This window comes from Streptomyces turgidiscabies Car8, from assembly GCF_000331005.1.
GTDB classification, from domain to species: Bacteria; Actinomycetota; Actinomycetes; order Streptomycetales; family Streptomycetaceae; genus Streptomyces; species Streptomyces turgidiscabies.
The window spans coordinates 1-21,272 of the sequence record NZ_AEJB01000340.1 but is presented as its reverse complement, the minus strand read 5'-3'; the positions used below and the strand labels follow the sequence as shown (position 1 = coordinate 21,272).

Here is a 21,272-nt window from a genome sequence, read left to right as displayed (position 1 = left end):
ACGCCGCGTATCTCGAACACCTCGCGGAGGCCCTGCGCTCGCGCGGGATCGGGGAGTTGCTCTTCACCTGCGACCAGGCGAACCCCGAGCACCTCGCGGCCGGCAGTCTCCCCGGGGTGCTCACCACGGGCACCTTCGGCAGCAAAGTCGCCGCCTCCCTGGAGCAGTTGAGGGCGCATCAGCCCGAAGGGCCGCTGATGTGCGCGGAGTTCTGGATCGGCTGGTTCGACCACTGGGGCGAGGAGCACCACACCCGGGACGCGGCCGACGCCGCCGCCGACCTCGACCGGCTGCTCTCGGCGGGCGCGTCCGTCAACATCTACATGTTCCACGGCGGCACCAACTTCGCCTTCACCAACGGCGCCAACCACGACCACGCCTACCAGCCCATGGTCACGTCCTACGACTACGACGCCGCCCTCTCCGAGAACGGTGACCCCGGACCGAAGTACCACGCCTTCCGCGAGGTGATCGCCCGGCACGCACCCGTCCCCGACGAGCCGGTCCCCGCGCCGAGCGTCAAACTTCCGCCCACCCCCGTCGCGTTGGGGGAGCGGGCGCCGCTGCTGCCCCATGTGCCTCGGTGTGCCCCGCCCCCCTCCAGGCGTCCCAGTAAGGGCAGCCTGGCTTGGTGACTCCTGACACGGAAAGGCGCGTCCTGTGAATTGCGGCCGGCCGAGCCCGTGATCAGGACAACATCTCCGTCCAGGTGAACGGACATCAATCAGGTCGAGCGATGGATCGCCGACTGTGACGGCACCGTCGGCAACGCGCGGTCGTCTGCTCACTCGACGGTCTCAAGGCTGCACTCGGCGAATAGGCCAAGATCTGGAACGATTCCGCCCGGCCCTTCAATTGGCTTCAAACCGCCAACCGGATCATCGGCTGAATCTGCCATTGCTGAGCGCGATCTCATCGGAGAGATCTTTCGGGCGAGCAGTGAGCGGAGTTGGAGCCGTGGTTGCCGAAGGGGGCGACATTCACCGTCGTGCCGTGGGGAGTGAAGAGTAAGGTTGAGGCGTAAAGCGACAAAAGCCTTACAGATGGGTAAATAGTATATAACTCCGCCCCTTGGAGTTGTAAGCGGCGGCAGAGGGGGCCTGCCAAACAACCCTCGGGCTGTGAGCGTCGGTCGTGACATCGCTGCACGTCGAACAACCGGAGCGCACCATGCCCGCCAGCGTCCTCATCGCAGTCACCTTGTCCGTCTTTCTCGGATTCCTGGTGATGTTCCTGAGGTCAGGTGATAGCGGCAACGTCGAATTCCCGCAGGTCCGCTGGGACATAAACCGCGGCTCGGGCGCCTATCGGGAAATGCTTGACCGGTTGCGGATGCTCGCCGATACCGAGGTGAATGTTGTTGTTACCAACAACAAGGAGACCCGCAGTTTCGCCGACATTGTGATCGGCGGCGGCAATCACGCCCCCGTAGTGCATGCGATCGTACGGCTTAGTGATTTCTCTATCGTGCGGTTCTGCTCCATCGGCACCCCGCACAACTTCGTTCTGAACCTCGCCTCGGGCATCCCCAGCGAAAGGGACGCCACCGACGACAACTGGTTCCTCGGCAAGCGGGGCTACGACGCTCTCGCCCGCGTCGCGAAACAGTCGCTGACCGCCGTCGACCTGGGCGAATCCGGCCTTGAGGAGAGCCTCAGGGACCTCGGCATCCTCGGCACCGACCGCACCGCGCAGGCACGTGGCATGTTGCGCTTCATCATCGCCATCACCGAGGCCTCCCGGTTCCGCCCCATCGCCAGCCACATCGCGAACGGCATGGACAACGGGTCCAGCGTGTTCGTCACCGCACAACAGGTCGGCCTGATGCGTGACTAGACCGGCGTCAGCCGTGTTTTCATCGGCCGCACTGACCGCTTCGCCAGCACCAGTGTCGCCACCGCGACGTCCGCATCGCCACGGACCTGCTCGCGGTCACTCTCAAGAGCTGTGCGAGCGGCAGCGGCCTGATCAAGCACAGGCCGCCCCCGGCGGGACAATCCCCCTGTCCCGCCGGGGGCTTACTCCCACTGGGAGCAGTCCGTGTATCACCGGGCATCACCGTCCGCGAAGTCGGCCGCGAGGAGCCGCAAGGCGGCATCCGCTCCTCCGTCGGGATGGTCGGCAGGATGAGGCGTGCGCCGAGCGACTGGGCCTGGCCGAAGGCGATGGTGAGGCCCAGTCGCTTGCCTGTGGAGGCCTCGCCGGTGCGGAACCCCTCCGGACCGGAGGCGGTGACGACAGCCAGAAGGTCGGTCGGGAATCCGGGGCCGTGGTCGCGAACCCGAACGAGCGGGCCGTCGGCGTACCGGTCCGCTTCCACTGTCACCGGCGGGGTGCCATGACGTAGTGCGTTGGTGACCAGGTTGGCCAGGATCCGCTCCACGCGCCGCGGGTCGGTCTCCACACACGCCGCCCGGGCTTCGAGACGGGCGGCTTCGAGAACGTCCTCGACCAGCCCGCGCAGTTTGCGAACCCCACCCGCGACCAGGTCGGTGGCCGCGCCGGGCGGCAGCGGGCCGGTCGCGGTCACCATGGCGGCGACTGGGGCGCGCAAGTCGTGCGCGACAGCGCGGTCACCCGGCGCTCGGTCTCCAGCCGGGCGCCGAGTACGTCGGTCATGGCGTTCACGGATGCGGCGAGCCGCGCGATCTCGTCCTGCCCGTGCGGGCGGATGCGGGCGCTCAGGTCGCCGTGGGCGATGCGTTCCGCCGTACGGGCGGCGGCCGTGGCACAGCGGCCCGTCCGCGCACCGAGGGGCCAGACCGGCCAGAGACACCCCGAAGGCGGCCGCCGCGCCCGTGGTGACCAGGGGTCCTGTCCAGCGTGGCCAGTTCGTCGGCCTCATGGGAGCAGGAACGTGACAGCGCCAGCACGGTGCGGTCGGTGATGCGCGTCGCCTTCGACGCAACGACCGCACGGCGAACGGGTGTGTCCTTGGGAATGCCCAGATCCCGGACGACATCCGGGGCCGGACGGTCAGGGGCAGACCTGCTGGTACGGCCGGTCCGGAACGTAGGTGCGCCATTGCGCCCGGGCCAGCTCCGTATTCCCGGCACGCGAGCAGACAAGGGACACGGCTCGGTCAGGGTCCACGACGTACCGCTGGAGCGCGACGTGCTCGCCGCCTGCGTACAACATGGTGCTGTCCGGGCTGAAGGCGAGCGTGTCGATGCTCTCACCGGGGGTGGGCAGAGACGGACCGAGAGGTTGCTGGGTCGCGATGTCCCAGAGTTGGACGGTGCCCGCGTTGCCGCCCACGGCGAGCGTGCGGCCGTCCGGACTGAAGGCGAGAGCCGCGATCGACTCGGCTGAGTCGGTGGACGGATCGGCGGGCGCCAGAAAGACGTTCCGCAGTATGCCCGCGCGGTGGCGGAGGTCGCCGTCCCAGACAGCCACCCGCCCGGTCCCGTCGCCGGCCGCCAGGCCGGAGCCGTCGGGAGCGAAGGCGATCTCTGTGATGTCGTCGTGCTGGACGAGGTCATAGACGTGGGACCGGCCCGCTCGGACGACGCGGTTGTCGGTCACGAGAAGCCGGCCGTCCTGGCTGACGGCCAGGTCACGGCCGCCCGGTCCAGGGAGGAGCGCGGTCCTCCGATGCCGAGTGATGTCCCATGTCTCGTTGTCGTAGCCGTCTTCGGTCAAACGTGCGGTGAGGAGCCTACGGCCGCCCGGTCCCAGGGCGATCGCGTCCGTAGGCGTCGTGGACGCCGTCGCCAGGTCCACAGTGGTCTTCGCGTGTCCGGCGGCCACGTCCCACACCGTCAGACGCTGAGGTGCCGTGTCCCCGGCAGCGACGGAGACTCCGTACGCGAACGTGCCTCCATCGGGGCTGAAGGACAGCAGAGGTTCGGTGGCTTCCCCGGGGACCGTCGGTATGCCGGTGCGGAAGACAGGAAGTGACGGGGGCGGCAGGGATCGCAACAAACGGCCGTCGCGTGTTTTCCGCAGTTGGAAGACGTAGCGGTCACCGATGAGTTCGGCGGTGGCGAGCGTCCTGCCGTCGGGGCTGAGCCGGACCCCGGCGAGCGGAGCCTTGCGCCAGGCGCGGGTGAGTGTCGTGGTGAGGTCGAGGGTGTGGACCGTGCCTCCTTCCAGGTATCGCAGCAGGGGCCGCGAGGAGTCCCAGGCGAGACCGGATAGCGACTCGTTGTCCAGGGAGTGCCGGAAAACGGGGGCGCCGCCGCTCGGCAGACGCCACACTCTGATCTCCTGGCCGCCGCCGGTCGCCAGAAACGAGCCGTCCGCGCTCACGACGGCCCAAAGGGCACCCGGGTGGGCGACGTCGGCGAGCTCTCGTCCCGACGTGGTGTCCCATGCACGCACCCGGCCCCCGGTGAGAGCGAGGAGCCGGCCGCCGGTGAGGCCGAGGCGGGTGCCGTCGCCACAGACGCCGCGAGCGCTCGTCCAGGCACCGGACCGGACGCTGCGCGCGGACGTGTCCCAGACCTGCGGAGACCGGCCGGGCGGGCAGACGGCCAGCAGCCGGTCGTCGTCGGCCGCCGCGGCGGCGAGCTCCCCCCCCGCCGGCCGGCGGGGTCCGGAAGACCAGGTGGCCGTCGGTGAGGGAGTAAAGGCCGGCCCGGTCGTCGTGCAGGCTTGTCACCAGGTAGTTGCGGCCGCCCGCCCCGAAGCGCACGGTGTACCTGAGCGGCAGCGGACCCCCGATCCAGCGCCCCGCTCTGGTGTCCCACAGCTGCTGGGTCGTGTCAGAGGCCGAGATGAGGAGCACCCGGCCGCCCGGACCCGCGTCGAGTACCGCCCCGCGAGGTACCGGCCCCGAGGCGATACGGCGGTGGGTGTCCACATCCCACCTCCGCCAGGTGGTGTTGTCGCTGGTGCTGAGCAGAGTGCGCCCGGAGCTGTCGAGGAACCGGGCCGGTTCGTCACCGGGCGCCGGGTCGGTGAAGCTGTCCAGTTCGGGCTGGGCCAGCGCGCCCAGCAGGGCTCGACGGGACTCCGGCAGGGGAGAGAGGCGCCATGCGGCGACGCCGAGCAGCATCGCGGTGCGCGGGTCGGTGGTACGCAGCGCGTCGGCGACCGCGGCCACCCGGCGGGCCGCCGTGTCGGTGGTCTGCTTCTCGCTGTCCTGACGCAGTCGTACGGCGGTCAGGCCGACGACCAGGGCCACCGCCAGCACGGCGCAGAGCGAGGCCGTGAGCGTGCGGCTCCGGCGCCGGGCCCGGGTGGCGGCCCGCTCCTCCGTCGCCCGCTGCTCCGCCGCGGTGACGAGGAAGGCCCTCTCCTCGGACGTCAGACCGTCGTAACCGCGGTCGTCACCCGCGAACAGTTCCTCGGCCCGCGCCAGGCGGGTGCCCCGGTAGAGCGTGCCCGCGTCGCGGTCATGCTCCAGCCAGGTGCGGGCGGCGTCGGTCAGCTGCCGGTGGTGGCGCAGCCGCTCCCGGTCCGCTTCGACCCACTCGCGCAGCCGCGGCCAGCACGTGATGAGCGCCTCGTGGGCGAGCTGCACGCCGTCGTCGTCCGTGGTCAGCAGCCGCGCCTGGGTCAGTCGCCCGGTGACGGCTCGCACTTCGGGGTCCTCCCACCCGGCCATTTCCTCCCAGGTGATCGGGCGGCGGGTGTCGGCGTTGCCCTGGCCGGGCTCGACCATCCGCAGGAGCAGGTGCCGGGCGGCGTGCGCCTGCGCCGGTGAGAGTTCCCCGTACGCTTCCTCGGCGGTGGCCGCGATCGCGCCGCGTACCCCGCCGGCCGCTTCGTACGCGGCCAGGGTCAGCATCCGTCCGTTGCGGCGCCGCCAGGTCTCCAACAGGGCGTGGGAAAGCATCGGCAGTCCGCCGGGCTCGTCGAGAACGTCCTCGACGATCCGTGCGGTCAGTGTCCGCTCCACGATGAGCCCGGCCGCCTGCGCGGGACCGATCACCGCTTCGCGCAGTTCGTCGGCGGTCATGGGCCTGACCAGGAGCCCGCTCCCGTGCAGCGCCTCGGCCAGTCGCGGGTGCTCGGCGCACCGCGCGTAGAAGTCGGATCGTACGGCGATGAGCACGCGCAGTCGGCTTCCCGGGTCGCGCGCGGCCAGCAGAAGGTCGAGGAAGCGGTCCCGCTCGGCACGCTCGCGGCAGAGGGTGTAGACCTCCTCGAACTGATCCACCACCACCCAGCTCTCCGGATCGTCGGCCTTCGGTGTCAGCAGATGTCCGTAGGTGGCGGCGGGCCGGGCTCCCGGAGTGAGGATCCGTAGCACCGCCTTGTGCCCCTGCTGGGCGATCCTCTCCTGCAGAAGGGGAATGAGACCTGCCCGCAGCAGGGAGGACTTGCCGCTGCCGGACGCCCCGAACACCACGGCGAACGAGGCCGCGCACCCCAGCTTGCTCAGATCGTCGATCAGCCGGTCCCGGCCGAAGAACAGCTCGCGGTCGTCGGGCTCGAAACGCGCGAGGCCACAGTAGGGCGATACGGCGTCGGCAGCTTCCTGCCTCTCCTCCCCGGCCAGCGCCTCGGCCTCCGCCCACCGCGCCTCCCACGGAACAGGGTCGGCGCCGCATGCCTGGACGTACGCCAGGAACACGGCCAGCGACGGCAGCCGCTCGCCGCTCGCCGCTTTCGCCAGGGTGGTCACCGAGAAGCCGGCCTTCTTCGCCATGGTCCGGTACGACACGCCACCCGCCGAACGGCGCAGCTCCCGAAGATCGTGCGCGAGTCGCTCCACGGGACCGGCCGCCGGGTCGACCGGCAGTTCGGGACGTCCCATCGCAAAGCCTCTTTCACGCATAAGAAGAACATGCTGATCAGCGCTCCAAGGTACTTTTCGCGCTCCTCGGGCGAGAACCCTTTCCAGCTGTGATGTTCGCCAGCGGGCTCGCGAAGTGAAGGCGGCAACAACCAGCGGCTCCGGCTGCGGTGCCGACGACCGTTCGCCGGCGAGGTGTGTGAGGGTCTCGCGGATGATCGCGAGGCGCTCGAGGTGGGTCGCGGCCCCCGGGCAGCCGTGTGCTCACTCTGAGTGTCCGTCATCATCGGGGTCGAGTCCTGGAGCCGAGAACCGAACACCGCCCACGGGGTTGTCTGGCCTGGCAAAAGGGGGGTGCCAAACAACTTTCCGGTTGTCAGTGTCAGTGCAGCAAGGCCGGGTCCCGGCACGCAGAGTCACCCGAGCGATGACGATTCCGGAGCGCAAGCGCCTCAACAGTCGGGCGACGGTGAGTGTGTCCAGGAATGTACTGGAACGCGTTGATTCGGTCCGCCTTGCGGTAGGTGAACACAGTGTCACTGACCAGCCATATGACAGGGAAACCGGGGGACACCGCACGTGCGCATCGCCTTCCTGCTGCACAACGCCTACGCGATGGGCGGCACTGTAAGGACCACCGTGACGCTCGCCGACACGCTCGCCGAGCGACACCAGGTGGAACTCGTGTCGGTCTTCCGGCATCGGGAGAGACCACAACTGGGGCGGTCGGCGGAGGTGCCCCTGCGGGCCCTGGTGGACCGGCGCGAGGGGTCCGCAGACGTGGCGGCCCCTTCCGCACGGCGGGCCGGAGAGGTCTTCCCGAAGGGGGACAGCCGCTCCTACCAGTACCACCAGCTCGCCGAGCAGCGGGTCATCGACTGGCTGAGGGAGACGGACGCCGACGTCGTCGTGGGCACCAGAGCCGGACTCAACGCGCTGCTGGCCCGGTTCGGGCCACGACACGCCGTACGCGTCGGCCAGGAGCACCTCACCCACGACAACCACCCGCACCGACTGCGGACCGAACTCCAGCGCTGGTACGGAGGCCTCGACGCCCTGGTCACCATGACCGAGGCTGACGCGCGCGACCACCTGCGCGGCCTGCGGCTGCCACGCACCCGGGTGCTCGCCATCCCCAACAGCGTCCCCGAACCGCCGCTGCCGCCGGCCGACCCGGCGGCCAAGGTCGTCGTCGCGGCGGGACGGTTGGCCCGGGTCAAGCGGTACGAGATGCTGGTCGACGCGTTCGCCCTGGCCGGTGCGGCCTGCCCCGACTGGTCCCTGCGCATCTACGGGGACGGCGCGGAGCGTGTCCGGATAGCCGACCGGATAGCCCATCACGGCCTCGGTGACCGGGTCTTCCTGATGGGTTCCGCCACTCCCATCGAGGCCGAGTGGGTCAAGGGCTCCATCGCCGCGGTGACCTCCGCGCACGAGTCGTTCGGAATGACGATCGTGGAGGCCATGCGCTGCGGCCTGCCCGTGGTGAGCACCGACTGCCCCCACGGGCCCGGCGAGATCATCCGCCACGGTGTGGACGGCTGGCTCGTCCCGCGCGACAGCACCCGGGGCGTAGCCGACGCGCTGCTGGCACTGATGCGGGACGACGGGCGACGTGCGGAGATGGGCAGGGCCGCCCGAGCCGGTGCGGCGAAACGATTCACCCCGGATGGCATCGCCGACCGCTACGAACGCCTTTTCAGCACACTGGTGCAGGAGCGGGCCGCGCGGTCCGCTGCTCCACCACCCGGCCTGGCCGACTGGCGCGACCGGGGCACCGTGTTCGCCGCCACGGCAGGCATTCTCGCCCGCGGAGCGGTGCGTCGCGCGCGGCGCAAGCTGGGGTGGGTCGGATGAACGCGGACCGCACAGCGGCCTCGGCACAGCGGATGCTGTGGGTCGTGGTCGCCGGGTTCTGTCTGCTGTCGGCCGTCCTCGTACCGCTCACACTGCCGCTCGGCTGGGACGAGATCGTGTATGCCAGCCGCTTCGGATCGTACGGTCCCGCGACCCCGTTCAGTGCCCCTCGTACCCGCGGGGTCCCCCTGCTGCTTGCTCCGATCGCCTCCTGGAGCGACTCGACGGTGCTGCTCAGGGTGTGGCTGCTCCTGCTGGCCGGCGGTGCGCTCTGGCTGGGATTCCGACCCTGGCTGCGGATCGTGCACCGCCCGGCGGCGGTGTGGGTGGCAGCCGGGCTGTACGGCAGCCTCTAAATCACTGTGTTCTACGCCGGTTCCGCGATGCCGAACCACTACACCGCGATGGGTGCCACCGCTGCGGTGGGCTGTCTCCTCGCGCCACGTCCCCGGTACGCGGGTGTCGCGGCAGGCCTGGCGGTGGTGACCCTGATGCGGCCCAACGACGGCGTGGCCGTCGCCGTGCCGCTGCTCCTGGCCGCCGTACTGATGCCCGCACTGCGCGGTCATGGTCGCCTCCGGGGACGTCTGTCGGCCGTGGCGGCCGGACTCGTGGCGGGTGCGCTGCCCTGGGTCGTCGAGGCCGAGGTGCGGTTCGGTGGTGTGCGCAACCGGCTCGCGGAGGCCGACGAGGTCCAGGGCGGCCTGCGGGCCGTCTTCTCCCTGGGTGCCCATTTCACCGCGCTGGACGGCCCGCTGCTGTGCCGTCCCTGTACGGGCGACAGCGTACGACTGCCCGTCACGGAGTGGTGGGTACTGCTGCCGCTGCTGGTCGGCCTGGGACTGTGGGCGGAGCGCCGGGCCCGCCGGTCCGCTGCACCGCTGTGGCTGGCGGTGGCCGTGGCGGGAGCCACGGCGGCGCCGTATCTCTTCCTCGTCCCCTACGCCGCGCCGCGGTTCCTGCTGCCGGCCTACGCTCTGCTGGCAGTTCCTGCCGCTGTCGGGCTCCTCGCCGTCGTCCACCGGGCCCGCAACCGCCGTTCGCTGCCGACGGCCGCAGTGCTCACCCTGGCACTCCTCGGGCACTGGGGCATCCAGGTCGACCTCGTACACAGTCATGCGAGTCTCCAGTACCGGGCCCGCGAAGACTGGGACCGGATCACCTCCGTGCTGCGCGAGCACGGGGTGCACCCGCCGTGTGTCCTCGCGGGAAACACTTCGACGATTCCCATCGCCAACACCGCGGGCTGCACTGTCTCGGAGACGGATCCCCCGGCGCGCCCGAACGCGGTAGTCCTTCGCGAGGGAAAGCCGCCGCACTACGCACGCGACTGGCAAGTCTTTCCGGTGCCGGACACCTACCGCCCCGGATGGACCGTCGTCGTGAGTCCATGACGCACGGCTGTGTGCCCCTTTCACCGAGCGCTGCAGGTTCCACCTGTCGCCGGGACCGCCCAGGGCCGATCAGGTAGCCGTCGAGTTGGGTGGACACCTGTGAAGGCGGCACGTCGGGTGCGGCGAGAGGACGTCGAGAGCGTGGTGCTGATCGATGTCGACGACTGCTCTTCTCGGCGTCCCACTCTCAACGCGCCTCGCCGACGAGGCGACGGAGCCAGGCGTGGGCGGGATCATCGGTGGTGGTGCCGTGCCAGATCGCGCTGATGGTGTACCGGGGCATCGGCAGGGGCGGCGCCGTGGCTGTCAGGCCCAAGGTGTCGGCGTAGACGGTGGCTGCGTGGGTGGGAAGCGTGACGAGGGCGGGCAGTGTGGCGAGGTGGATGGCTGCTCCGGCGAAGTGGGTGGTGGCGGCGATCACTCGGCGTTCGAGTCCGCGAGCTTCCAGGAGGTCGTCGACGATCCCGCGGCGGCCGTCGTAGGAGATCAGGAGATGGGGGTGGGCCAGATAGTCCTCCAGCGTGATCGGGGTCCGCAGTGGCAGGAGGCGGGGGTTGAAAACGCAGGTGTAGCCGGAGGTGAACAGGTCGTGGATGCGGTGGTCGGTGCCGTGCGCGGGGGCGGCGGCCAGGCCGAGGTCGACCTCGCCGCGGTCGATCATGTCGGCGACGGTGTTGCGGCTGGCCTGCCGTACGGTGAGCCGGATACCCGGCAGTTGGGCGGTGGCGGCCAGCAGGCGGGGCAACAGGGCTGCTTCGATGTCGTCTGACATGCCCAGGGTGAAGGTGCGCCGGGCTGTGGCCGCGTCGAAGTGGTCCCGCTCGGTCACGGCGCCGTGGATGAGTCCGAGGGCCGGTTCGATGAGGCGGGCGAGTTCGACGGCACGCGGTGTGGGTTCGACCCCGCTGCGGGTGCGGGTGAACAGCTCGTCGCCGAAGAGTCCGCGCAGCCGGCCGAGGGCGGCGCTGGTCGCTCCCTGGCTCAGATGCAGGGCGGCGGCGGCCCGGGTGACACTGCGCTCGCGCAGCAGTGCCGCGAAGACGACCAGCAGATTGAGGTCAGCCTTCCGGAATTCGGTTTCATAGATGTCGATCATTTCGATGATTAGTTTGCCGGATGCGTGCGGGGGTTTCTACGGTCGACCGCATGACCCTTGCTGAGTCTCGCCGCACCATGACCGTCGCCGTCGCCCAGGCGGCCGCACCGTTGTTCGACACCCCGGCCGCACTGGCCCGGGCTGAGGAACTCATCCGCGAGGCCGCCGGCCAGGGTGCCGAGGTCGTCGTTCTCCCCGAGGCGTTCCTCGGCGGCTACCCGAAGGGGTTGGACTTCGGCATCACGGTCGGCAGCCGCACCCCTGCGGGCCGGGACCTCTTCCGCCGCTACCACGCTTCGGCCATCGAGATACCCGGCCCGGAGGCCGAGCACCTGGCCGCCGTTACCCGGGAGCTGAACTGTCATGCGGTGGTAGGCGCGGTCGAACGCCGGGGCGGGACGCTGTACTGCGTCGCGCTGTTCTTCGGCCCCGACGGCTACAGCGGCCTGCATCGCAAGCTGATGCCCACTGCCGCCGAGCGCTACCTGTGGGGCCAGGGTGACGGCTCCACCCTCCCCGTCGTCGACACCGGCACCGCCCGCATCGGCGCCGCCATCTGCTGGGAGAACTACATGCCGCTCTTCCGTACGGCGATGTACGCCAAGGGCGTGGACCTGTGGTGTGCGCCGACCGTCGACGACCGTGATGCCTGGCAGGCCACCATGCGGCACATCGCTCTGGAAGGCCGAACCTTCGTTCTCAGTGCCAGTCAGTACCTGCGCCGCGACGCTTTGCCGGCCGACCTCCGCCCCGTCCAGGGCGACGAACCGGACACGGTACTGATCGGCGGCGGCTCCGTCATCGTCTCCCCGCTCGGCGAGGTCCTGGCCGGTCCGTTGCGCGACGGCGAGGGCATCCTCACCGCCGAACTCGACCTCGACGACCTGACCCGGGCCCGCTTCGACCTCGACACCACCGGCCACTACGCCCGCCCCGACGTCTTCACCCTCCACGTCGACGAATCCCCTCACGCCACCGTCACCGTCAGTTGACCGACACCGGCAGGACTCCGCCCACGACGCCTGACCGCGCGTTCCGGCACAGCGGCTGCCAGAGGGCGTCGGCTCGCGCTGGGCTGCGGGAAGCCCAGCTTCTTCGGCGAGTACGACGCCAGCAGGTACTTCGTCTCTTGGTGGTACACGGTCAGCACCCCCGCTGACCTGCAGTGACGATGTGGTGCTGGTGGGCAGGTGAGAACGTGGTCCACTGGTCGCCAGACTTCGACGGGGCGTAGCAAAGACATCCTTCGGTCCAGTAGCGGGCCTCCGGACGTCGTCGGCGGCCCACGGGCGTTGAGGAAGCGCACCCCGCCGTTGAGTGGAGCAGCGGACGCATAATCCGTCGGCCGTGGGTTCGAGTCCCACCCGCCCCATCTGCGCAGGCTTCTGACCTGCGGAAACGTTCGTTTTTGGGGTGTCGGGTCGTCAACTATCGCTCAATGGACCAAATCCGCTGCTCGCGACTTCGCGAGTCGGTGTGGCCTCCTTCCCCGGGCGAACCCGGTAGAGGGTCAGGGCCATGGTTTTGACGGCGATGACTGGCGCTACCAGCCGGCGCAGCACCGGCAGCCGGTCCACGGCCACCGTCAGGCACAGGATCACGGTGATCGCGACACCCAGGCAGCCGACGAGGTCGAACGTGGAACCGCCATGCGGCTCGGCCGCCAGCAGGCCCCAGCCGTCGGGGCCCCACAGCCCACTGCCGACCGGCAGGTCGAAGGATCCCTCTGCCATGCAGGGATCCTGCATGGCACCGCGGTCCTCGAGGACGTCGAACTCCTTCATGCCAGGCATCCCGGCCGCCATCTCCTTGGCGCCGCCGTTCAGCCGGAGCGCCAGCCACGAGACGCCGTATCCGAACGCGATCAGCGCGGGCCCGACCGCGGCCAGCGCCGCCGCACGGCGCCCGAGGACAGATCAAGCCGGCCCAGCGCCATGCCGGTGACGACGAACTCATCCAGGTGATCGCCGGGTAGAAGCCGGTGAGCAGGAAGTCGAGCACGCCCACGCCGGAGAGGCGCGCGATCGGGTCGTAGGGGTCGATGGTGTCCACGATCGACTCGCTGAGCAGTGCCCGCCGGTAGTACGCCACCTGCGGCGCGACGACCGCGAGCGCGACCGCTATGGTCGCGAGGGTCCTGGCCCGCAGCCGCAGCCACAGCAGGGGCAGGGCCAGTAGAAGTACACCGCGTAGAAGTTGATGATGACGCCGCCGCCGAAGTCGGTCATCGCCAGCGCGATGCCCACCATGAGCAGGATCACGGCCCGGATCACGATCCTGGCCTTCGCCTGGCGGCCGGCCAGCCCGGTCTTCGGCTCCAGGCGGCCGGCGATCAGCACCAGCGAGAATCCGGCGAGGGTGGCGAACAGCGCCGAGGCCCGGCCGCCCGCCAGCCAGACGAACCAGGTGCCGGCGCCGTCGCCGGAGGTGGGGAAGGGATTGAAGGGGCCGACGTACACAGCGAACATTCCGAACACGGCCTCGGCACGGGCGAGGACCACTTCGACCAACCGTGCGGTCGACGAAGGGCTGGGTGGGCGCTTTCTTGGCACTTTCGATCTCGGTCACCGGGACAACCTTGTCGATGCGGTGACGGTCGACCGTCCGCCGGGCTTCAGGAGGCCCCCCGCCGGTCGGCCGGCGTAGCCCCCTCTGATCGGCGGGGGACCGGTGTCGGTCGTACAAGAACGCCTGTGGTGGTCAAGCTGGCCGCAGGAATGCCGCGGGTCGGCAGGCTCACCGCGAGCCGGCGGTTCTTCCGCTCCGCCTGAAGGCCGAGCGGCGTCACTTCTCATCGATATTGATCACGGAGGCGAGCGACGGGGTGACGTCCGAACTCGCGTCGGAACGGCATCCGTGGGACGTGACCCACCCCGATGCGTCTTATCGGATGCGGCGGGCCAGTTCGGTCGCCCTGCCCATCAGCCATTCGAGCGGCCCTCGCCGGAAGAAGCGGGACCAGAGGGTGGCGATGACGGTGACGGACGCGATGAGGCCGAGCAGGATGTGCAGCGGTGGGACGGCCGATGTCTCGGTGTCCAGGAGCCAGATGGCGACGATGTGGTAGACGTACGCCGTCAGTGACATCGAGCCGACCGCGATGACGGGCTTGGCCAGGCGGCGCAGCCGGGGGAAGGCATCCGTGGCGGCCAGGCACGCGGTGATCACCAGGATCGCCACACCCGTGGCGGCCATGATGGACAGGGTCGCCTCGCTGTGCGGGGCTGAGGCCAGCATCCCGGCGGGAGTGTCGCCGAAGATGCCGATGCTGTCAGGTGATACGGACGACACCGACGACATCCCCGGCCCCTCTTCGGCTCTCCGAACGGCTTCGGCGGCACCGGGTACGAGACGCACCGCCAGCCAGGAGCCGCCGTAGCCGGTGACGGCGAGAGTGACGCCGGTGAGGGCCAGGCGCATCCGGACGGACGCGGCAGCCAGGTCGCAGCGGGCCAGGGCCATACCGGCGACCACGAACGGGACCCAGGTCAGGGCCGGATAGCCGCCGGTGAAGAACAGTGAGACGGGGCCGTCGGCCTGGCCGTAGGAGAGGAACACGCGGCCGCCGACCACCGGCTTCAGCGCGTACAGCAACTGCGGACCTACCAGGGTCCATCCTGCGGCGATCAACGCCAGTGGCTTGGCCTCCAGCCGGTACAGCGGCAGCACGAGCAGGAAGAACAGTCCGTAGAAGGCGAGGATCGGCACCACCGGGGTTCCGGTCAGGGTCAGGGCGGTGCCCAGGGCCATCAGGATCACGGCCCTGATGATCACCTTGGCGACGGCCTGGCGGCCGGCCAGGCCGGTCTTCGGTGTGCTGCGACCGGTGATGAGGGCGACCGCGAAGCCGGCCAGGACGGCGAACAGGGCGGAAGAGCGGCCCTGCGCCAGCTCCATGAGGAAGCCGATGACCCCGCCCTGGCTGGGAGCGGGGCCCACATGAACCGCGTACATGCCGAAGACGGCCAGGCCGCGGGCCAGGTCCAGCCCGATCAGCCGGCCCACGCCGGGCGCGCCGGTCGAGGGCTCACCGCGCTCGCGTTCGGGGGACGGCGCGTCGGCCGTAAGGGGCCGGGAGTTTGGGTGATGGGTCATGGCCCTCAGGGTGGAAACTCGGGCCGAGCATGGACTATCCGGCAGAAGGCTGCCGTGTCCCTGCCGAGTGGTGGGTGTTACCCCGCCGTGCGGCTGGAGCTGCCGCTCGCCGGGTCGCGAGGGCTCTACGTGGCTTTAGGGTCGAGTCGGCATGGGCCGTAGGCATGAACGAGGGTGAGGCGGAGCGCGTGATCCGGGTAGTGGTGGTCGACGACGAGGCGCTGGTCCGCTCGGGCTTCGAACTCATTCTGGGCGCGTCCGAGGACATCGAGGTCGTCGCGACCGCGAGCGGCGGCGACGCGGTGGAGACCGTCCGGCGGGAGCGGCCGGACGTGGTGCTGCTCGACATCCGGATGCCGGATGTCGACGGGCTCACCGTCCTGCGCGAGTTGCGGACGAGGCCGGATCCGCCGGTGGTGGCGATGCTGACGACGTTCGACGCCGACGAGTACATCCTGACCGCGCTGCACTCCGGTGCGGCCGGTTTCCTGCTCAAGGACACGGAGCCGGAACAGCTGGCCCACCTGGTGCGGACCCTGGTCGCGGGTGGTGTGGTGCTGTCGCCCAAGGCGTCGCGGACGCTGCTGCACAGCCACCCCGGCACCGAGGCGGCCGTCGACCAGGAGGCCGCGCGGGTCCGGCTGCTCACCGCGCGGGAGCGCGACGTCCTCGTCCTGGTGGCGGAGGGGCTGTCGAACGCCGACATCGGGGCGCGCATCCACCTGGGGGCGGGCACGGTGAAGGACCACGTCAGCGCGATCCTCACGAAGCTGCGGGTGACGAGCCGGGTGCAGGCCGCGCTGCTGGCGCAGCGGGCCGGGCTGCTCGACGAGCGCACGCGGTCGGAGGCCGGCGGCCGATGAGCCGTGCCAGTGCCGTGTGGCAGCGGGTTCCCGCGCCGGTCGTCGACATCGTCCTGGTGGCGGTGGCAGCCGTGGATGTGCTGGTGGTGGACATGTGGGAGCACACGCGCCCCGAGGTCACGCTGGCCGCGGTCGGCTGCGCGGCGTTGGCGTTCCGGCGCAGGTTCCCGCTCGGCGTCTTCCTGCTCACCCTGCCCGTCGCGCTGATGCAGGATGTCGCCGTCGCTGTGCTCGCGGCGCTGTTCACGCTGGCCGAACGCTCCCGCAACCGCCGTCTCCTCGCGGTGTGCGTCGTCCTGGCCGCCGTCGCGAGCAGTACGCCGTGGCCCCTGGCCGAGGCGGACCGGACCATGACGCTGGTCTTCTTCGTGTACGGCCTGGCAACCAGCGTCGCCCCGGTCCTGTTCGGCCAGCTTCTCCAGGCACGACGGGACCTGGCGCGGCGGCTGGCCGAGGTCGAGGAGGCCAGGGAGCACGAGCGGACCCTGCACGCCCAGGCCGTGCTCGCCCGTGAACGCGCCCAGCTGGCCCGTGAGATGCACGACGTGGTCTCCCACCAGGTCAGCCTGATCGCCGTACGGGCCGGGGCGTTGCAGGTCGCCGCCAAGGACGCGGACGCCAAGGAGGCCGCCCGCACGATCCGTTCGCTGAGCGTCACCACCCTCGACGAGCTGCGCACCATGGTCACGCTGCTGCGCGCCTCCGGCGGCAGATCCACCGAGCTGACGCCGCAGCCCACCTTGGCCGACCTGCGCAAACTGGTCGAATCCAGCGGCACTCTCACGGAGCTGACGGGGGAGCTGCCGCCCACCGTGGGCACACCCGCCCAACGCGCCCTTTACCGCACGGTTCAGGAGGCGCTGACCAACGTCCGCAAGCACGCCCCCGGCGCCAACGCTCGCGTCGAGCTGTGGCAGGACGGGGACGGTATCGGAGTGACCGTCACCAACACCCCTCCCACGCGCCCCTCCCTCTCCCTGCCCGGATCGCAACAGGGCTTGGTCGGCCTGCGCGAACGGGCCGAGATCCTGCACGGCACCCTGGACGCGGGCCCGACCGCGCAGGGCGGCTACCGAGTGCGGCTGAGGGTTCCCCTCAGCGCGGACTGACATGCTGTTCCGTCGGCTTGCGGCTCACAAGACCCACGTGAGCCGCAGCCTGACAACGGACGCCGGCGCCCCTGGACCGTGGCTCCGCCGGCTCGCCAGCTCCCCGTCCTGACCGTGTCCTGTGCCGCGTCAGCCCGGGTGAGATCCCGGCACCAGGCTGACAGTCCTGACCGCCGCCTCACTTCAGCAGGGTGCTGACCAGGGTGACGGCCACTCCCAAGAGCATGTCAGTACCGCCGATCCTGACGGCTCGTCCCCACGTACGGCCTGCGGCCCGGGAGGCGAGCATGCCCCAGCCCAGCAGCAGGACGGTGTTGACTCCGAAGGCGACGTACTCGATGCCTGCGGAGCGCCACCAGCCGAGGCCCGCCCCGCACAGCAGCAGCGTGGTGGGCAGCGCCGCCACTACCAGCGGCCATTCGGAGCGCACGGCACGCACCACACCTAGTACGCCGGGACGGCCCTGCGCGTCGCGGTGGGCGATCTGGTGGGCGTACCCATGAGCCAGGGCCGAGGCAAGGGCGGTGAACAGGACCCACATGGCGTCGTCCATGCGCGCCGCTCGAGTCACCTCGCCGAACTGCGTGAGCGCGGCAACGGCCGAACTCGACACCAGGAGCCCGTACACGCCGCCGAACAGCGCAGTCGGCTGGGCCAGCCAGTCCCATAGGCCACGTCTGCGACGGATGGCGGACTCGGTGCGCACAGGCGGCCTTTCGGGGTCTTGGTTTCCGTGGGGGTCGGTGCATGGGTTGTCCGGCCGGGACCGGGGCAGTGGACGACCGGACAGCCCTGCGAGTGGTGGGTCATCGCGCGGGGGCCAGGAGCTGGGTGGCCGCCAGCCGTGCGTACAACCGGTCCTGGTCCACCAGTTCGTCATGGGTGCCCACGGCCCGGACCCGGCCGGCGTCCATGACGACGATCCGGTCGGCGCCTGTCACCGTCGACAGACGGTGGGCCACCACCAGCACAGTGGTCTCCCGGGCCACGTCCGCGATGACGTCCCGCAGCGCCAGCTCGTTGACGGCGTCGAGTTGCGAGGTCGCCTCGTCCAACAGCAGCAGCCGGGGCTTGCGCAGGACGGCGCGGGCGATGGCGACTCGCTGCCGCTCACCGCCCGACAGCTTCGAGCCGCGATGGCCGACCGGGGTATCCAGGCCGTCGGGCAGACGCTCCACGAGGGTGTCGAGCTTCGTGCGGGTCAGGACGTCGCGGAGGGCGTCGTCCGTCGCACCCGGCGCCGCGAAGACCAGGTTCTCCCGTAGGGTGCCGGCCAGCACCGGAGCGTCCTGCTCCACGTACCCGATGGCGGACCGCAGCTCGCCCAGGGACCAGTCCCGTACGTCCTTGCCATCGACCAGGACCCGGCCGCCGGTGGCTTCGTAGAACCGCTCGATGAGCGCGAAGACCGTCGACTTGCCCGCGCCGGAAGGACCGACGAAGGCGGTCATCCCGGCACCGGGTACCTCGAAACTCACCTGCTGGTGGGTGTACGGCAGGCCCGGACGGTAGCGGAAGGACACGTCCTCGAAACGGACAGACGCCGGACCCGGCGCGGCTGTCCCCTGGCGGGGCAGGGGGGCCTGTCCGCCGAGCGGGCGATTCCGTCGAGAGGCGTTCCACGGCCGCGATGCGGGAGATCGCGGCCGCCCCCTCCTGATAGGAGGTCACGGCGTCGACCAGCCTGGACACCGGCTCGATCAGATAGAAGAGGTACAGCAGGAAGGCGACGAGGGTGGACACGGGGATCTCCCCGGACGCCACGCGCGCCCCGCCGACGGCGAGCACCGCGAGAAATGCCAGCTGTAGGGCGAGTTCGTCGGCCGAGGCGGCCATGGCCTCCCACTTCGCGCTCTCCACACCGTGTCGCCAGGCCCGCCGTGCCGCCGCCTCCACCCGGGCGGTCTCCCGCTCCTCGGCACCGGACGCCTTCACCGTGCGAAACGCCCCGAGAGACCGCTCCAATCCGACGGAGATCTCCCCGACCGCCTCCTGCGACCGCTCGGTGGCCCGCGCGATCTGTGGCATCACCAGCGCGGCGGCCCCACCGACCGACACGATCACACCGAGCGTCACACCCAGCAGCACGACGTCCAGGAACGCCATCACCACGACCGCCGCGACGAAGGCCACCGCGCCGGTGGCCGCGGAGACGACCGCCTGGGTACTGACCGCCCGCAGCAGCGTGGTGTCCGAGGTGACCCTCGACATCAGATCGCCCGGCGGGATCCGCTCCCACTCCGCGATCCGCAACCGCAACAGCCGCCCTACAAGAGTGCGTCGCGCGGCCAGGACCACCGACTCCGCCGTCCGCTCCAGCACGTACGCGCCGAACGCCTCGACCGCCGTGCCCAGCACCACCAGCACGGTGAACGCGATCAGGATCCCGGCGATGGTCTCGCCGGAGGCCAGCCGGTCCACCAGCGCCTTCGTGGCCAGCGGCTGCAGCAGCCCCGCGGCGGCCCCGACCAGGGCGCACAACAGACCGAGGGCGACCGCCCACCGGTGCGGCCGCACATACGCGCCCAGTGCCCTGATCGTCTCCCGGGCGGACAGGGACGGCTCATCCGTCGTCGGAGCGGATGCGGTGTTCACGAAGTTCCTTTCCTCCGCGGTGTCGCGGCGCCACCACCCGCTACGCGGGCCGAAGTGCCGGGGCAGTCCTCGCGCTCCTTGTGCCGGCGCGGTCTGTCATGCCTCCAACCTTCAGTCCCGGCCGCCACGCGCCCACCCGGCAACCGTCGGGTCCACCCCCGCCAAGTGGCTGAACAACACCGCCCGTCCGGTCGCACCGGACCGACAGGTCAGGACAAGACTCCGCCAGTCGGCAGGTGGTACCCGCCGATCGGCGGGGGAGAGCCCGAAGACTGCCGGATGGTCCGCCCCCGGACGCCCACGCGAGGTTCTCCGTATGACACAGACACAGCCGCCGCAGGAGACGTCAGCTCCGCAGGAGAACTCGCCTCCGCCGCCCCGGACCTCCCCCGAGTCCCCGGCCTCGCCCGGTCCCTCGACGGGACGCCTCGTCGGGGTGGACCTGGCCCGCGCCTTGGCGGTGTTCGGCATGTACGTCGTGCACATCGGCCCCCCGCTGTCCGCCACGACTGGCGTGGCGAGCTGGATCCGATACATGGCGGATGGCCACTCGTCGGTCCTGTTCGCCACCCTCGCAGGGTTCTCGCTGATGCTGCTCGCCGGCCGCCGCGAGCCCAAGACCGGCCAGGCGGGCCGCCAGGCGAGGGCCCGCATCGCGATCCGTGCCGTGATCCTGCTGGCGCTGGGCACCGTGATGGCGATGGAGTACGGGGGCGTGATCATCCTCGGCTTCTACGGGGTCTACTTCCTCCTGGCCCTGCCCCTGGTACGCCTGTCGGCCAGGACCCTCGCGATCACCGCGGCCGCGTTCGCCCTCGTCACACCGCAGCTGGCGTTCGTCCTCACCTCGGCGCTGACCCCGTCGGTCCAGCAGAGCGTCAACGCCTACGACCCGCTCCGCCACCTCGGCGAGGTCGGCGTCCTCGACCTGCTGCTCACCGGCTTCTATCCGGCGCTCACCTGGATGTCGTTCGTGATCGCGGGCATGGCGCTGGGCCGCCTCGACCTGTCCTCCGGCACCGTTCAGAAGCGCCTGGCCGCGCTCGGCGCCACCCTCACCGCGGCCGCGTACGGCATGTCCCTGCTGCTCGCCGGCAAGGGCGCGTTGCGGAGCCTCGCGGAAGACGGGTCGTCGTCCGGCGGCTCCGGGTCGATGCCCACTGGCAGCGGGTCGATGCCCGCTGATGCAGGGTCGTTCCCCGGTATGCCGGCGTCGTCGCTCCTGTCGGCCGGGCCGCACAGCGGCACCACGTTCGACATCATCGGCAGCGTAGGAATCGCGATCCTCGTGATCGTGGGCGCGACCGTGGCGATGGACCGACTGCCGCGACTGCGCCGCCTGGCCAAGCCGGTCATCGCCGTGGGCACCATGTCCCTGACCGCCTACGTCGGCCACTTCCTCGCCCAGTCCGCGCTGTCCGTGCCCGCCGGGACCGGCACCCAGCAATCATGGGTGCCGCTGATCATGTTCGTCCTCGGGGCGACCGTGTTCGCCGCGATCTGGTCCCGCTTCTTCCGCCGAGGCCCCCTGGAATACCTCCTCAACGCCGCCACCAAGCCTGCGAAGCACATCCGATG

General features: G+C 70.5%; 16 protein-coding genes and 2 pseudogenes. 9 read left to right on the top strand and 9 right to left on the bottom strand.

All coding sequences use genetic code 11. The features are described from left to right. Positions 1–596: pseudogene (locus STRTUCAR8_RS22865) on the top strand (beta-galactosidase); the annotation flags it as partial. A gap of 538 nt (positions 597–1,134) precedes the next feature. Beyond that, positions 1,135–1,836: a ribosome-inactivating family protein gene (locus STRTUCAR8_RS22860; RefSeq protein ID WP_234372572.1), complete on the top strand. Its 702-nt coding sequence runs from the start codon at positions 1,135–1,137 to the stop codon at positions 1,834–1,836. A 19-nt stretch (positions 1,837–1,855) separates the two neighbouring features. Here STRTUCAR8_RS22860 and STRTUCAR8_RS54370 read toward each other — a convergent pair whose 3' ends face one another. The 3 genes from STRTUCAR8_RS54370 to STRTUCAR8_RS22850 form a co-directional block, all read right to left on the bottom strand. Beyond that, positions 1,856–2,533: a sensor histidine kinase gene (locus tag STRTUCAR8_RS54370; protein WP_052350905.1), complete on the bottom strand. Its 678-nt coding sequence runs from the start codon at positions 2,531–2,533 to the stop codon at positions 1,856–1,858. A 443-nt stretch (positions 2,534–2,976) separates the two neighbouring features. Beyond that, entirely contained in the window at positions 2,977–3,750 is a 774-nt protein-coding gene (locus STRTUCAR8_RS55995) for a WD40 repeat domain-containing protein (RefSeq protein WP_006378300.1), read from the bottom strand. 214 nt (positions 3,751–3,964) lie between these two features. Continuing rightward, positions 3,965–6,706, bottom strand: a complete 2,742-nt coding sequence (locus tag STRTUCAR8_RS22850) for an nSTAND1 domain-containing NTPase (protein ID WP_006378298.1) — start codon at positions 6,704–6,706, stop codon at positions 3,965–3,967. A gap of 558 nt (positions 6,707–7,264) precedes the next feature. On the opposite strand from STRTUCAR8_RS22850, the gene STRTUCAR8_RS22845 reads away from it, so the two are divergent. Genes STRTUCAR8_RS22845 through STRTUCAR8_RS22840 form a run of 3 tightly spaced genes read left to right on the top strand, consistent with a single transcriptional unit; the run spans position 7,265 to position 9,936 of the window. Then, positions 7,265–8,542 (top strand): glycosyltransferase, encoded by a 1,278-nt coding sequence (locus tag STRTUCAR8_RS22845; protein ID WP_006378284.1) that lies wholly within the window; start codon positions 7,265–7,267, stop codon positions 8,540–8,542. Continuing rightward, the gene (locus STRTUCAR8_RS48370; protein WP_006378297.1) at positions 8,539–8,898 is read left to right on the top strand and encodes a hypothetical protein; all 360 of its coding nucleotides are present in this window, start codon (positions 8,539–8,541) and stop codon (positions 8,896–8,898) included. The genes STRTUCAR8_RS22845 and STRTUCAR8_RS48370 overlap by 4 nt, the downstream gene beginning before the upstream one ends. A gap of 27 nt (positions 8,899–8,925) precedes the next feature. Continuing rightward, a complete protein-coding gene (locus STRTUCAR8_RS22840; protein ID WP_143666507.1) occupies positions 8,926–9,936 on the top strand; it encodes a hypothetical protein in 1,011 nt (336 codons plus the stop codon). 187 nt (positions 9,937–10,123) lie between these two features. Here the strand turns inward: STRTUCAR8_RS22840 and STRTUCAR8_RS22835 are convergent, their stop codons facing one another. Next, positions 10,124–11,032 carry a LysR family transcriptional regulator gene (locus STRTUCAR8_RS22835; RefSeq protein ID WP_006378299.1) on the bottom strand — a complete coding sequence of 303 codons (909 nt, stop codon included), beginning with the start codon at positions 11,030–11,032 and terminating at the stop codon, positions 10,124–10,126. Positions 11,033–11,082: 50 nt separating this feature from the next. On the opposite strand from STRTUCAR8_RS22835, the gene STRTUCAR8_RS22830 reads away from it, so the two are divergent. Beyond that, on the top strand, positions 11,083–12,024 hold the full coding sequence (locus tag STRTUCAR8_RS22830) for a nitrilase-related carbon-nitrogen hydrolase (RefSeq protein ID WP_052350903.1): 942 nt from the start codon (positions 11,083–11,085) through the stop codon (positions 12,022–12,024). Positions 12,025–12,456: 432 nt separating this feature from the next. Here the strand turns inward: STRTUCAR8_RS22830 and STRTUCAR8_RS55705 are convergent, their stop codons facing one another. The 3 genes from STRTUCAR8_RS55705 to STRTUCAR8_RS22820 all read right to left on the bottom strand — a co-directional run bounded on the left by STRTUCAR8_RS55705 (position 12,457) and on the right by STRTUCAR8_RS22820 (position 15,127). Beyond that, a complete protein-coding gene (locus STRTUCAR8_RS55705) occupies positions 12,457–12,816 on the bottom strand; it encodes a hypothetical protein (protein ID WP_407705445.1) in 360 nt (119 codons plus the stop codon). Positions 12,817–13,152: 336 nt separating this feature from the next. Beyond that, positions 13,153–13,533 carry a hypothetical protein gene (locus STRTUCAR8_RS55700; protein ID WP_407705446.1) on the bottom strand — a complete coding sequence of 127 codons (381 nt, stop codon included), beginning with the start codon at positions 13,531–13,533 and terminating at the stop codon, positions 13,153–13,155. Between the two features lie 382 nt (positions 13,534–13,915). Beyond that, a complete protein-coding gene (locus STRTUCAR8_RS22820; RefSeq protein ID WP_006378302.1) occupies positions 13,916–15,127 on the bottom strand; it encodes a DUF418 domain-containing protein in 1,212 nt (403 codons plus the stop codon). Positions 15,128–15,291: 164 nt separating this feature from the next. On the opposite strand from STRTUCAR8_RS22820, the gene STRTUCAR8_RS22815 reads away from it, so the two are divergent. Further along, positions 15,292–15,990, top strand: a complete 699-nt coding sequence (locus STRTUCAR8_RS22815) for a response regulator (protein WP_006378282.1) — start codon at positions 15,292–15,294, stop codon at positions 15,988–15,990. After that, positions 15,987–17,099: a sensor histidine kinase gene (locus tag STRTUCAR8_RS22810; RefSeq protein WP_044472697.1), complete on the top strand. Its 1,113-nt coding sequence runs from the start codon at positions 15,987–15,989 to the stop codon at positions 17,097–17,099. The genes STRTUCAR8_RS22815 and STRTUCAR8_RS22810 overlap by 4 nt, the downstream gene beginning before the upstream one ends. 178 nt (positions 17,100–17,277) lie before the next feature. Here STRTUCAR8_RS22810 and STRTUCAR8_RS22805 read toward each other — a convergent pair whose 3' ends face one another. After that, positions 17,278–17,805, bottom strand: coding sequence for a hypothetical protein (locus tag STRTUCAR8_RS22805; protein ID WP_006378295.1), 528 nt, complete (start codon positions 17,803–17,805; stop codon positions 17,278–17,280). A gap of 100 nt (positions 17,806–17,905) precedes the next feature. Beyond that, positions 17,906–19,694 (bottom strand): annotated as a pseudogene (locus STRTUCAR8_RS22800) (ABC transporter ATP-binding protein). 316 nt (positions 19,695–20,010) lie between these two features. On the opposite strand from STRTUCAR8_RS22800, the gene STRTUCAR8_RS22795 reads away from it, so the two are divergent. Next, positions 20,011–21,272, top strand: a 1,262-nt coding sequence (locus STRTUCAR8_RS22795) for a DUF418 domain-containing protein (protein WP_078507279.1), incomplete at its 3' end; no start/stop codon positions are given.